The sequence below is a fragment of the Desulfotalea psychrophila LSv54 genome, from assembly GCF_000025945.1.
Classification (GTDB): Bacteria; Desulfobacterota; Desulfobulbia; order Desulfobulbales; family Desulfocapsaceae; genus Desulfotalea; species Desulfotalea psychrophila.
Window position 1 is genome coordinate 389,926 of sequence record NC_006138.1, and the last position, 12,952, is coordinate 402,877.

The 12,952-nt window shown below is 46.9% G+C and carries 11 protein-coding genes; 4 read left to right on the top strand and 7 right to left on the bottom strand.

Translation table 11 applies throughout. From position 1 onward, the window contains the following. Window positions 1-22: 22 nt before the first annotated feature. Window positions 23-382 carry a translation initiation factor Sui1 gene (locus tag DP_RS01805; protein WP_011187606.1) on the bottom strand — a complete coding sequence of 120 codons (360 nt, stop codon included), beginning with the start codon at window positions 380-382 and terminating at the stop codon, window positions 23-25. Window positions 383-735: 353 nt separating this feature from the next. Between DP_RS01805 and DP_RS01810 the strand changes: the two genes are divergently transcribed. Then, window positions 736-936, top strand: a complete 201-nt coding sequence (locus DP_RS01810) for a cold-shock protein (RefSeq protein WP_011187607.1) — start codon at window positions 736-738, stop codon at window positions 934-936. Between the two features lie 141 nt (window positions 937-1,077). Here the strand turns inward: DP_RS01810 and DP_RS16475 are convergent, their stop codons facing one another. After that, entirely contained in the window at window positions 1,078-1,452 is a 375-nt protein-coding gene (locus DP_RS16475) for a nuclear transport factor 2 family protein (protein ID WP_011187608.1), read from the bottom strand. Between the two features lie 514 nt (window positions 1,453-1,966). Between DP_RS16475 and DP_RS16480 the strand changes: the two genes are divergently transcribed. The 3 genes from DP_RS16480 (at window position 1,967) to DP_RS01835 (ending at window position 5,184) form a co-directional block, all read left to right on the top strand. Next, window positions 1,967-3,364 (top strand): HD-GYP domain-containing protein, encoded by a 1,398-nt coding sequence (locus DP_RS16480; RefSeq protein WP_011187609.1) that lies wholly within the window; start codon window positions 1,967-1,969, stop codon window positions 3,362-3,364. A gap of 192 nt (window positions 3,365-3,556) precedes the next feature. Then, the gene (locus tag DP_RS16485) at window positions 3,557-4,966 is read left to right on the top strand and encodes an HD-GYP domain-containing protein (protein WP_011187610.1); all 1,410 of its coding nucleotides are present in this window, start codon (window positions 3,557-3,559) and stop codon (window positions 4,964-4,966) included. Beyond that, window positions 4,963-5,184, top strand: a complete 222-nt coding sequence (locus DP_RS01835; protein WP_011187611.1) for a DUF3955 domain-containing protein — start codon at window positions 4,963-4,965, stop codon at window positions 5,182-5,184. The genes DP_RS16485 and DP_RS01835 overlap by 4 nt, the downstream gene beginning before the upstream one ends. Before the next feature lie 96 nt (window positions 5,185-5,280). Here DP_RS01835 and DP_RS18295 read toward each other — a convergent pair whose 3' ends face one another. The 5 genes from DP_RS18295 to DP_RS01860 all read right to left on the bottom strand — a co-directional run bounded on the left by DP_RS18295 (window position 5,281) and on the right by DP_RS01860 (window position 12,950). Beyond that, entirely contained in the window at window positions 5,281-5,961 is a 681-nt protein-coding gene (locus tag DP_RS18295; RefSeq protein WP_162096619.1) for an RND family efflux transporter, read from the bottom strand. 157 nt (window positions 5,962-6,118) lie between these two features. Then, complete coding sequence (locus DP_RS01845) at window positions 6,119-7,120, bottom strand: tetratricopeptide repeat protein (RefSeq protein WP_041277504.1); 1,002 nt, start codon at window positions 7,118-7,120, stop codon at window positions 6,119-6,121. 351 nt (window positions 7,121-7,471) lie between these two features. Continuing rightward, window positions 7,472-9,265, bottom strand: a complete 1,794-nt coding sequence (locus DP_RS01850) for a PP2C family protein-serine/threonine phosphatase (protein ID WP_011187614.1) — start codon at window positions 9,263-9,265, stop codon at window positions 7,472-7,474. A gap of 92 nt (window positions 9,266-9,357) precedes the next feature. Beyond that, window positions 9,358-9,774: a hypothetical protein gene (locus tag DP_RS01855; protein WP_156792182.1), complete on the bottom strand. Its 417-nt coding sequence runs from the start codon at window positions 9,772-9,774 to the stop codon at window positions 9,358-9,360. A gap of 14 nt (window positions 9,775-9,788) precedes the next feature. After that, complete coding sequence (locus tag DP_RS01860) at window positions 9,789-12,950, bottom strand: efflux RND transporter permease subunit (RefSeq protein WP_011187616.1); 3,162 nt, start codon at window positions 12,948-12,950, stop codon at window positions 9,789-9,791. Window positions 12,951-12,952 lie beyond the last annotated feature (2 nt).

Here is a 12,952-nt window from a genome sequence, read left to right on the forward strand (position 1 = left end):
TAGAAAAATCTGTAGGAAAAGATCAACCACCCGCTAATTTAGCCTTATAGCCTGAGCTTAAAAGATAATCCAGGAGCAGGCTTCGATGATCTCCTTGAATTTCTATCACTCCCCCTTTAACGGTACCCCCGGAACCACATTTTTGTTTAAGCTGCTTGGCATATTTCTTTAGATCCGCCTCCACCAATGGCAGACCTGTAACAAGGGTCACCCCAGCGCCCTTACGACCTTTGCTCTGACGACTTACCCGCACGACACCATCAATGGCTATTACCGTTTTTCCCTGGCTACAGCGACAGGCCTTGACTGGATGACCACATTTAGGACAAACCTTACCAACTTCGGTGGAATAGACCAGGCCCTTATTTTTTACATTTTTCATTGAGCACAGCCCCCTAGGGCAATTAATTTAGATAGAATTTTCACAACAGCCAACTAGCCCCGCAAGCAAGCTCATAACACTTCGATTTTTCCAAGCATTTCCAAACAATTTCACCAAAGCTACAAAATTTGCAAAAATGTTTTTACTTTTCCACAGAAAAAGTGAGACAATAGAAGTACCTCTTAAGTAGATGGGGGGGTAGTTACTGTTTTATGTCAATTGTTCTTGTTTCAAGGACGCACTCTGTTTCAGGACTGCAAATGGCAAGGAGCTGTCACACTAGATGTTAATAGCATCAGTAGGGCAGGTCTTTCCTCAAGTCCGGAGCACAAACTTTATTAAAGAGATTTATCATGGCTGAAGGAACTGTGAAGTGGTTTAACGACGCTAAGGGTTTTGGTTTTATCGAGCAAGAAGGTGGAGATGACCTTTTCGTACATCACACCAGCATCAATGCTAGTGGCTTTAAAACCCTCGAAGAAGGTGCACGTGTAACTTTCGACATTGAACAAGGCCCCAAGGGTCCTGCTGCTGCGAATGTTACCGTTATCTAGTGTCGAAAACTTTTAGGCAGGTCAGGGATAACAGCGCGTGTAGAGGCTTGTCCTTAACCTGGTTAACCGTCAAGAAGGCCCCTTTGGAGTAACCAGAGGGGCCTTTTGAGTCTCAAGATAAGGGGAGAGAACTCAACTTATCTAGACAAGAGGCTCTGCCTGAAATGTCTTAGAGACAATAATCCACTGGCCATTGTTCTTAATAAGGGAGAGGTAATCTGTAAAGAGCTTATCCACAATGACAAGGTTAACCTTAACCATTGCATAGTTTTTATTGATAAAATCAATTGTCAAAACGTTATCTTCACGAGCTACCCCAGCCTTTTTAGAAGAAACACGACTGGCAATACGCCCCTTTAAGACCTCACGATCTGCAATAACTACCTCGCCATTATCAACAAAGGAGATATGAGCATCTTTGTGAAAAACCTTCTCCATGGTTTCAGCATCACCTTCATAAAGCATAACAAAATACGTCTCTAAAAAATCTAAAATTTCTCTAATCTCTGCCTGCATACGACCTCCTGTTAATTTTATTTCGCCGGTTATTAACCGGTCCGTTTTTCAGAAATGAAAAACGCCTCATATACTAATATATTAGTATATTTGGGTAATATTACAACAAAAAAACGGACTGCCCTCTATGTAACGATTTGATACATGGTGTAAAGACATTAGAGGCAGCGATAATGCCCCATCCCCTTCCAACCATCTCTGCCCATGGCAGGCCCTGGCCAGCTCCAAAATCCTCTTAATCCCCAAGGCAGCTCACTGCCCCAACGCCACACACAATACGGAAATACATCGTAAAACCTATGTCTTCTTTCAAGAAAATAACTCCTTATCAGTGAAATAGCACCTGCTCTCATTAAAGAGATAGATTACCTCCCAACAGGGATGAAGAAAAAGCCAATAGATATTTGACTTGATTAAGTAACTGTGTTTTAAATATATTTTTAGATATACTCCGTGCATGGGAATGCCCCCCCCCGGCAAGGAAAAATGTGTCCCGAAACAATCTTGAAGAGCTATGAAAGACAATATCTCCAGAATTTTCCACACCTCGAAGCTAAGAAATATCTTCCTATTATGCTTTGCCATAGCAGCCCTACCGCCCGCCTACAACACATTCTTCCTACTACCCGCCTTCACCGAACAGCTTATATCGAATACCGAAGAGAACGCCCAACGGGTAGTCACCCATATGGGTTCTTCGGCATTTTCAAATGCCACCCTGTTTAACAGGGACTCTCTAACAGCGCAGACAGGCCAGATTGCCCAAAGAACCCAGAAAGATTTCCAGATAGAAAAAATCACCGCCTTCTCCAGATCAGGGGAAATATTTTTCTCCACCCATGAGGAGGAGATAGGTAAAACAAATCACAGTCCATACTTTTCAGATGTCGTCGCCAGGGGAAATATCTACTCTACCATTGTTAAATCCCAGACCGTGACCGCAGAGGATCTCCCGGCAAAAAGAAATATGGCGGATATCTATATTCCGGTGCTGCAGGACGGGAAATTTGCGGGAGCAGTTGAAATATACTATGACATCACAACACCTAAGAGAACGCTGGAAAAACGTCTGCACAGATCCTCCCTCATCATGCATACCATGTCCACGATTTTCCTCTTCCTTGCCGTCCTTATGCTTCTGAGAATAAGCAGGGCCGTCAGCCAACGGGTGATGACGGAAAAATCCCTCCTCCTCTCTCAGCAGAAGCTGGAGAACAGGGTCTCCGTCCAGATGCGTGAGATAGAGGTTAACAAGAAAATCTCAATAGAGGCCATGGCCGTTTTGGCAGAATACTATAATGCCGACACAGGAGGACATCTGGCCAGGATCCAGGAATATGTAGCAATTCTCACCGCATCCCTGATGAGAAACTCTCCCTACGCCAAGTACCTGCACGATCACCCGCACTATACAGATAATATCATTCAGGCATCGCTTCTCCACGATATCGGCAAGGTGGTTATTCCAAGAAAAATACTGGAAAAACCGGGAAAGCTGACAAAAGAGGAGTATGATCTGGTAAAAACACACACCGTAGTTGCAGGTGAGGTACTGAACAGGGCCAATATAGAATTTTCAGAGTACTTCAATAAAGATAGCTATCTGGCACTGGCTGCAGATATCGCTCTCTATCACCACGAAAGATGGGACGGCACAGGCTACCCCCATGGTCTACAGGAAACTGAGATCCCCCTGGCCGCCAGGATTGCGTCCCTAGCCGATGTCTATGACGTCCTGAGAAGCAAGAGGGCCTACAAAGAGGCCTACTCCCACGCAGATTCAGTGGCTGAAATTATAAAAGAAAAGGGTAAGCAGTTTGACCCCTGTGTCACCGAGGCCTTTCTCAGCATGGCAGACAGTTTCTGTGAAATTTCGTCGAAAAACAACAGTAACATCTCAGCAAAGGCATAGGAGAGATGAGGTGTTGGCTCACCATGAGGCAAGAGACAGCCTATGGTAGCAATGAGGGAAAACCCAAATAGACAATTGACTTGATCAAGAAACTGTGTTTTAAGCATATTTTCAGGCATACTTCGTGCTTGGGAGAGAAAAGGCTCCCCCGGTAAGGAGTAAATCTGCCATGAAAACAATTTGAAAAAGCTTATGAAAAACAATATCTCCAGAATTTTTCACACCTCGAAACTGAGAAACATTTTCCTCTTATGCTTTGCCATAGCAGCCCTGCCGCCGGCCTACAACACCTTCTTCCTGCGACCCGCCTTCACCAAACAGCTTATATCAACTACCGAAGAAAACGCCCAACGGGTAGTCACCCATATAGGTTCTTCGGCATTCTCAGCTGCCGAAGTCTTTAACAAGGAATCTCTGACAACGCAAACAAAGCAGATTGCCCAGAAGAGCCAGAAAGATTTCCAGATAGAAAAAATCACCGCCCTTTCCAAATCAGGAGAAATATTTTTTTCCACCCTAGAGGGGGAGATAGGTAAAATAAATCACAGTCCATATTTTGCAAATATCGTCGCCAAGGGAAATATCTACTCCACCATTGTTAAATCCCAGACCATAACGGCAGAACACGATCTGCCCCAAAGAGATATGGCGGATATGTATATCCCGCTACTGCAGGATGGAAAATTTGCAGGGGCAGTTGAAGTACACTATGACATCACGGCAGCCATGAGCAACCTGGAAAAATCTCTGCACAGATCCTCCCGGATTATGTATACCATCTCCACGTTTTTCCTCTTCTTTGCTGTCCTTATGCTTTTGAGAATGAGCAAAGCCGTCAATCAACGGCTAATGACGGAAAAAGCCCTCCTACGGTCTCAGCATAAACTGGAAAACAGGGTCTCCGTCCAGACGCGTGAAATTGAGATTAACAAGAAAGTTTCAATGGAGGCCATGGCCGTTTTGGCAGAGTACCATAATAAAGATACCGATGGACATCTGGCCAGAATCCAGAGATATGTGGCTCTTCTTACCTCATACCTGAGCAAAAACTCCCCCTATGCCAAATATTTCGACAAGCGCCCGCACTATACAGATAATATCATACGGGCATTGCTTCTCCACGATATCGGAGAGGTGGCTATTCCGAAAACAATACTGGAAAAGCCTGGCAAACTGACAAATGCTGAGTATGATTTAGTAAAAACACATACCGTGATTGCAGGCGAGGTACTCAACAGGGCGAATGTAGAGTTTTCAGAATATTTCAACAGGGACAGCTATCTGGCACTGGCTGCAGATATCGCACTCTATCACCACGAAAGATGGGACGGCGCAGGCTACCCCAATGGCCTGCGGGGTGCAGCAATCCCCCTTGCCGCCAGGATTGTGGCCCTGGCCGATGTCTATGATGCGCTCAGAAGCAAGAGGGCCTACAAAGAGGCCTACCCCCATGCAGATTCAGTGGCTGAAATTATAAGAGAAAAGGGTAAGCAGTTTGACCCATATGTCACCGAGGCCTTTCTGGCCATGGCAGACAGTTTCCATGACATCTCATCAAAAAACAGTGGCGCCAGTTCTACTGAAACAGAAGGTAAAAAATGATAAAGATAATCTTTTCCAAAACCCTATGCGCTCTCCTGCTTTTAGCGTCCATTACCTGCATGATTTCCTATAGGATTATTGGCTCCAGCATTGACAGCGAAGGTTTCTTACACGAACCATTTGCCCTCATTCCCCTCGGATGGCTCTTCTTCTTTTTAACTCTATTGACCGGAGGTGGCTACCTGCTCAGGACCATTCTCAAAAAAATAGCTCAATAAACAGGTGCTCCCCCAATCATCATAGGCAGAGAATCTTAAAGGGAGCACATCCACATAGAGGCGCCTGTTCAAACCTTAATGGCAGACGCATTTGGCCTATTTTTTCCCGCCGCCATTACCGCCGCCATTACCACCACCATTACCACCACCATTACCACCACCGCTACCGCCACCGTTACCCTTGCCACCAGAGTTCCCTCCGGAATTTCCCTGAGCACCATGACCGCCCCTACCTGCCTTATCCTGACCTCTGTTTCCCATGCCCTTACTACCATGGTCCTTAGCACCGGGAGAGCCGCTACTGAAATTTTTATCCCGCAACTGCCCAGGACCCGCCCCTCTGTTAGACTGAGCAAAGGCCGCGCCCTCCACCGGATCAATAGAGGCACCACCTTTTTTACTGTGGCCAAGACCAATGACACCGGGATGCACCCCCAGTTCATGGGCTATCTGCCCCCATCCCATTTTATCTTCCATACGCATGGAATAAATATCCGCTGCAACGGTTCCCGTGGTATGAGCTATGGCCTCCGCATAGGCCAAACGAGCCTGCTCAAGATTTTCCAGAGCGTCTTGAGCCTCTGGCGCTTCAGGGTCAGCGGCGTCATACGCGGCCCTGGCCCCATCCAATCTCTCTGCAGCGGCCATAGCCTCGGCATCCGTTGTGGTACTCGCAGCCTCGGCAAGATTTGCTGCGTGCCCTGCCTGAGCAGCATTTTGATAGTTCGGTTGCTCATTATCAAGATTCGCCTCCTCTCCCTCTGCTGCTATAAGCATTTGAGGTGATAAAAGAAGAAAAGAAATCACAAAAAATTTACATAATCGATTTACCCGTTTCACAAACACACCCTTATTTAAATTTTATCAAGACAGACTATTTTTTATTACCCGGAATCCAGCTAATAGTGATTCAATATCCCTATAAGACGACCAACTAATCCCTGGTAGTAAAGAAATTAACCGATTCATCGATACGAAGTCTCCTACCCCTTACCTTTATATACTGTGGAGTGGCAAACCAACTGAGTTTAACCTTCCCCCGGGACAATGCGGGGAACTTCTTGAGCAGATACCTCTTAATAGAGAGGGCACGTTGTTTGGCAAGGGATAAATTATTCTTTTGATAGGTCACCACCTGTAAAACAGCACCATCCATACGAGAACTAATCTCTCCTATTGACTGCAATGACTGTAGGCCTTCCGCCGTTAAAACTGCAGAAAATGGCTGCCATCTTATCCTGGCCACTGTCACCGTCCTGGCACCAAGATAATAATTTCTAAAACTATAATTTCTTAACAAATTAAGATTATCAGTAGCCTCTTTGCCAAGATCTCCATTGGCATGAAAACGCAAATATTCCTGCCAGGCCAACTCCTCTTCAGGAATTCGATGCAGCTTTTTCAAAATAAAGGCCCGGTTATAGAGGGCAACAGGACTCTTAGGCCATATGGCAATGGCCCGGGAATAAAAGGGAAGGGCCTCTGAATATTTTTTACGTTCAAATAAATTATGGCCAAGATATGTTAATGCCTGAAGATAACGGGGGTCACGCTTAAGTGCCCTGCGATAATCAGCTGCTTCATTTTTATTTTGGCCAAGATCGGCAAAGGCCATAGCTCGCCAGAAATAATACTCCGCCTTATTCTCATTAATGAGGCAGGACTTATTAAAATATTTCAATGAGTTCTTGGCTTTTCCATTCTGGAGAAGAAAACGGCCATAATAATAATTTGCACTGGCACTTTGCGGGTTTTCCCTCACCTCCTCCCTAAAACTCTCCTGCCCGGCTCTGTACTTTTTGCTTGAGAGATAATAATCTCCCTTTACAGAATGGGTGAGCGTATTACCAAAATCTTTAACGAAACATCCGGAAATAAAAAGAGGAAATAGCACAATGATAACAGACAGATATTTTCTACAAAAATTCTTGCCCATGTAATTAATTCTCCCTGTTAACAGATAATGCCTTAAGGCCACGGCAGTTACAAAATTTTACTATATTTTAATGGGATTAAATTAAAACGACAAGCGCAAAGAATTTGGCACAAAAGGTTTGCTCCGACCTCTAACTAAAAAGTTATTTTCTTAATAGATTGGACCTGCATGAGATCACAGAGAAAAATAGAAAAGAGCCTCTACTGTTACGCCTCTATTAAAAGGGGAAAAATTTATTGCCCTTGCAAGGTCCGTCATAAAAAGCAGTTCAGCTTGACAATATCTCTGCCCCACGAAACAGGACTTCGTATAAGGCATTGATTTTGAAAAACATTGTTTCTCACCTTTCCCTCAAAGATCAACACTTCGCGTTAAACTCATCACAATAAAGGTGATGTCATCTTGAGGGGCTATCCCATCCATAAACAGCCCTATTTCACCGTTTATTGCCTCTGTAATTTCCTCAGGGCTCTCATCCTTGTGGGCCGATAAAACATCTTTCACCCGATCCTTACCAAACATTTCGCCAAGGGCATTCTGGGCCTCCCAAGCACCATCACTGCCAATAACAAGCAGCTGTTTTTGCGGGAGCATATCTATGGTATTACAGTGATAGCGAAAGGATTCTGCCACTCCCATGGCGATACCGGCCCCCTTCAACTCTGCAAAGATATCACTCTCAGGGGTGTAGAGCCAGGCTGGATCATGCCCGGCCCTGACCCAGCTAATCTCGCCGAGGTTCTTGTCGACAATGAGATAGAACAGGGTCACGAAGTTTGATGATGCCACCGTATCACGGCACAGTACCCGGTTTACATCATTCATAATTTCATCCAGGCGCCCCGATTGCTCACTTCTGGTTCTTAACATAGCGCGGATAGTTGCCATCAGTAATGCCGCCCCTATACCATGACCTACGACATCCCCTACTATTGCCCCGACCCTTGTGCCATCCTCATCGAAAAAAATCAGATCATAAAAATCTCCACCGGTTTCATTACAGTAATGAGTTGAAGCAAAAATGGTCAGAGCCTCATCGCTGTATCGGGAGTCTGGCAGAAGGGTCTGCTGGACTTCCCGCGCAATTTCCATGGCTTTTTGCAACTCTAAACCCTGTCGCAACTGGCGAGTCATCTTATTGAAATTTTTAGTGAGCTCACCGATCTCATCATCGGATTTAACCGGCAAGACCTCTCCAAAAACACCATTAGCCAGATTCTCGGCAGCTCCAGACAAACTCTTAACGGCATCGGTTATTTGAGCGGTTGCAGATCTGATAAAGGCAAGAATAAGCAAAAGAGAGAGGGTAAATGCTAAAATATAAAAAAAACTGAATCTGACAACAGGCTGGAGCATTTCTTCCCCTGGAGCAATAACAACCAGAGAGAGGGGTAAGTCACTCAACTGATAAAAACCGGCAATTTCTTTCGGCGGATTCCCCTCGCCAAAAACGGTGCCATAGAGTTCCTGCTGAAGCAGAGAAAATGTTTCCCTTTCAAGCAGCTTACCACTGCCAAAACGCCTATTAGCCACAATATCAGGGGACTGACTCATTGAGCCGGAGTGAGCAACCACATTCCCTTGCCCATCAATAAGAAAAACACTATTACTTACCCATCGATCCATCTCCTTCAACCGTCTCATCAAATCTGTAATACCAATGTCTACTCGAATATTTCCAAGCTTTTCCCCTTCCGGTTTGGAAAAATCCATGATGATGGAAATAGTTGAAGGTGCTAAGTCCCAGCGATAAACGGGATCTGCAAAGTCCAAGAGTTCACCACTCCGGTCCATCCCCCCCATAAGACCCATGCGTGAAGGCCCCCTATGACGAGCAAAAACACTCTCCCCCTCAACCCTGACATTATCGACACCCTCTAACTCCCTTAACTGATCAAGGGTGAATTGAAAGGTCGAACTTCTTGAGCTATGTTCAAGGGCCCAAAGCAGGCTCTTTGGCTGAGAAATTCGCATATCTATGAGATGGGCTGCCCTCTGTAAATTGGCTATTGCTGTTTCACTCCACAGCGTCATCAGGCTCTGCCGGGTAAATATGTAACCACCCCAACCCATGCCTATGAGTAACAAAAATGTTGGCAACAAAACTAAGATCGCTGTCCGTTGCTGGAGTGTTTTCATGCGCATATTTGCCCTCTCTTAAAAGGAAGTCTCAAACAGATGGGGAGGGGGTGAGGAGGGGATAGTCCCCACCCATTTTTCGAGCAGGGAAGAGCTCACTACATTTTATGATAAGGATACCAGAATTTGACGGTATGAACACCGGCCTCATCCTTAAACTGACAGATCACACCCCAGTCCCCCATCTCATCAACAACAAATTTTGCGGCGTAATTACCACCGGGATAGCTGTCAAGATTAAGGACCTGACTCTTCTTAGATGGGGAGATGACCTTTACCTTACCAACAAGGCCGGTCATATTTTTTCCATCTTTCTTAAATACTGCCATGATATGATGGGTATTGCCATCGGGGTCGGTCATATTCATACTGGCCAGACTCATCACCTCAAACTCTGCCATAACACCATCCACCGTGGCCTTATGGCTAAAGGTCTCACCCTTCATATCCATTGCCACAGCACTTCCAGCCAGCAAAAGCACCATCAACATCGTTAACATTTTAAAATATTTCACAACTACCTCCATTTTTAAGAAGACTCTTGGTCTAAATGATCTTTTTTCGCCTCAACACCGCCCACCTGGGCCCTGTCCGACAAACCTCTGCCCCGCCACCAACCGTAGACAACAGGGAGAATAAAAAGGGTAAGAAGAGTTGAACTGAGCATGCCCCCAATCATAGGAGTTGCTATTCTCTTCATTACCTCTGAACCAGTGCCGCTACTCCACATGATAGGAGCAAGCCCTGCAATAATAGCCACAACGGTCATAATCTTCGGCCGTACCCGCTGGGCAGCACCCTCCTCAATGGCCTGTTCCAGATGCGCTTTAGAAAACCTCTCTCCAAATTTCTCCCTATATTGGCGATAGCTAATATCGAGATATATCAGCATGACAACACCCGTCTCTGTTGCCACCCCGGCAAGGGCAATAAATCCTACGGCAACGGCAACACTCATATTATAGCCAAGCAGATCCATCAGCCACAGCCCACCCACTAAAGAGAAGGGCACAGAGAGCATGACGATCAGGCTCTCCCCCAGGGTTCTAAAATTCAAATAGAGGAGGAGGAAGATGAGGAGCAGGGTGGCGGGGACAACCATCATCATCTTAGCCTTGGCCCTGGCCATATACTCATACTGACCGGACCAGACAACTGAATAGCCCGGAGGCAGACTCAGCCCCTCGGCAACAGCCGCCCTTGCCTCCTGCACATAGCTACCGATATCGACACCTGCAATATCCACATAGACAAGGGCATTGGTACGGGCGTTCTCACTCTTTATCGCCGCCGGCCCCTTTTTGATAACTATGGTAGCAACCTGCCTCATGGGTATCTGGGCCCCACCGGGCGTGGCAATAAGTACCTCCCCTAAGGTCTCGGGACTGTCTCTCAGATCTCTGGCATAGCGGACATTTATAGGGTAACGCTGCAGGCCTTCCACCGTTGTTGCCACATTCATGCCACCAATGGCACCGCTGATTGCCTCCTGCACATCTCCCACCGTCAGGCCATAGCGGGCAGCAGCCTGCCGATCTATATTAAAATCAAGATAGTTGCCGCCGGTCACCCGCTCCGCATAAACACTCACCGTCCCCGGCACCTCACCCAAAATCACCTCAACCTCCTTACCAAGATCTGCCAGCACCTCCAGGTCATTGCCCATAAGTTTCAGACCAACAGGGGTCTTGATCCCCGTTGACAGCATATCTATACGGGCCGTAATGGGCATGGTCCAGGCATTGGTCACCCCAGGAAACTGGATGGCCTTATCCATCTCGGCCACCAATTTTTCCGTGGTCATTCCCTCCCGCCACTGGGACTTTGGCTTAAGTACTATTGTGGTTTCAAGCATGGAAAGCGGGGCAGGATCGGTTGCACTTTCCACCCGACCGGCCTTACCGGCAACAGTTGCCACCTCGGGAAAGGATTTAATGATCTTATCCGTCTGCTGGACAAGTTCCCTGGCCTTTGCTATGGAAATTCCCGGCAGGGTTGTCGGCATATAGAGCAGATCACCCTCATCCAGTGGCGGCATAAACTCTGAGCCTATCCTCTGATAGGGGATATAAACTGTTGCCATCAGCAGGAGGGCAATGACCACAACTGTTTTCTTAGCACCGAGGGCCCATCTGATAGCCGGATCATAGATCCAGATAAGAAATCGATTTATTGGATTTTTATGCTCGGGCATAATCTTACCGCGAATCATATAACCCATAAGCACAGGGACAAGGGTCACCGCCAAAAAGGCCGCGCCGGCCATGGCATATGTCTTTGTATAGGCAAGCGGCTTAAAGAGGCGACCCTCCTGAGCTTCCAGAGCAAAGACAGGCAGAAAACTGACGGCGATAATAAGCAGAGAGAAAAAGAGGGCCGGCCCTACCTCTAATGAGGCGTCCTTTACCAACTCCCAGTGACTGCGTCTGCCATCATCGTGCTCCATATGTTTATGAACATTTTCAATCATGACAATGGCGGCATCAACCATTGCCCCCACAGCAATGGCAATGCCGCCGAGACTCATGATATTGGCATTAATTCCCTGCCTCTCCATGAGAATAAAACTTATAAAAATACCGATGGGCAGAGTTATAATCCCCACCAGAGCACTGCGCAGATGGGCCAGAAAAATAAGACAGACCAGGGCAACAATGAGACTCTCTTCAAGCAGAGTGGTCCTGAGGTTTTTCACCGCACTGAGAATGAGGTTAGAGCGATCGTAAACAGCCTCTATCTTCACCCCGGCAGGCAGACCGGGCTGGATCTCCTCCAACCGCTTTTTCACCCTCTCGATAACCTGAAGGGCATTTTCACCGTAGCGCATCACCACAATGCCCCCCACGGTCTCCCCCTCACCGTTAAAGTCCAGAACGCCACGCCTGATCTCAGGGCCTATCTGCACCTGAGCAATGTTCTTTATGAGAATTGGCGTGCCACGGGAATCAACACCAAGACCTATGTTTTCAATGTCCTCCAGTGATTTTATATAGCCAATGCCGCGCACCATAAACTCGGTTTCGCCCATCTCTATGACCCGACCGCCAACATCATTATTGGATCGCTGAATAGCCCTGCGTACCTGTCGCAGGGAGATATTATAGGCGCGTAATTTATTAGGATCGACCACAACCTGATACTGCTTAACAAAGCCACCGATGGAGGCCACCTCCGACACACCCGGCACACTCATCAACTCATAACGCAAAAACCAATCCTGAATGGAGCGCAGCTGTTGCAAATCGTGTTTATCACTCTGCAAAACATACTGATAGACCCAGCCCACCCCCGTCGCATCCGGGCCCAGGGTCGGGGTCACATTGGCCGGTAGGCTGCCCGAAACATAGTTCAGGGCCTCCATTACCCGGCTACGCGCCCAGTACAGATCCGTACCATCAGCAAAGATGACGTAAACAAAACTCATGCCAAAGAAGGAGAATCCACGCACCGTTTTAGCGTAGGGCACGGCCAGCATAGCGGTGGTAAGCGGATAGGTCACCTGATCCTCCACCACCTGGGGCGACTGACCGACATAGTCGGTGAAGACAATGACCTGAACATCGGACAGATCGGGAATTGCGTCCAGGGGAATGCGTAGCATTGACCAAAGGCCTGCAACTACAATAATGAGGGTAAAGAGGAGTACCAAAACTCTGTTTTTAATAGAAATGGAAATCAGTGATCGTATCATAG

Bases quoted from the DNA above. Each gene is read 5' to 3' on its own strand.
- DP_RS16480 (WP_011187609.1), top strand. From the start codon at position 1,967: ATGAAAGACAATATCTCCAGAATTTTCCACACCTCGAAGCTAAGAAAT.
- DP_RS01835 (WP_011187611.1), top strand. From the start codon at position 4,963: ATGATAAAGATAATCTTTTCCAAAACCCTATGCGCTCTCCTGCTTTTA.
- DP_RS16485 (WP_011187610.1), top strand. From the start codon at position 3,557: ATGAAAAACAATATCTCCAGAATTTTTCACACCTCGAAACTGAGAAAC.
- DP_RS18295 (WP_162096619.1), bottom strand. From the start codon at position 5,961: ATGCTTATAGCAGCAGAGGGAGAGGAGGCGAATCTTGATAATGAGCAA.
- DP_RS01810 (WP_011187607.1), top strand. From the start codon at position 736: ATGGCTGAAGGAACTGTGAAGTGGTTTAACGACGCTAAGGGTTTTGGT.
- DP_RS01850 (WP_011187614.1), bottom strand. From the start codon at position 9,265: ATGCGCATGAAAACACTCCAGCAACGGACAGCGATCTTAGTTTTGTTG.
- DP_RS01845 (WP_041277504.1), bottom strand. From the start codon at position 7,120: ATGGGCAAGAATTTTTGTAGAAAATATCTGTCTGTTATCATTGTGCTA.
- DP_RS16475 (WP_011187608.1), bottom strand. From the start codon at position 1,452: ATGCAGGCAGAGATTAGAGAAATTTTAGATTTTTTAGAGACGTATTTT.
- DP_RS01860 (WP_011187616.1), bottom strand. From the start codon at position 12,950: ATGATACGATCACTGATTTCCATTTCTATTAAAAACAGAGTTTTGGTA.
- DP_RS01805 (WP_011187606.1), bottom strand. From the start codon at position 382: ATGAAAAATGTAAAAAATAAGGGCCTGGTCTATTCCACCGAAGTTGGT.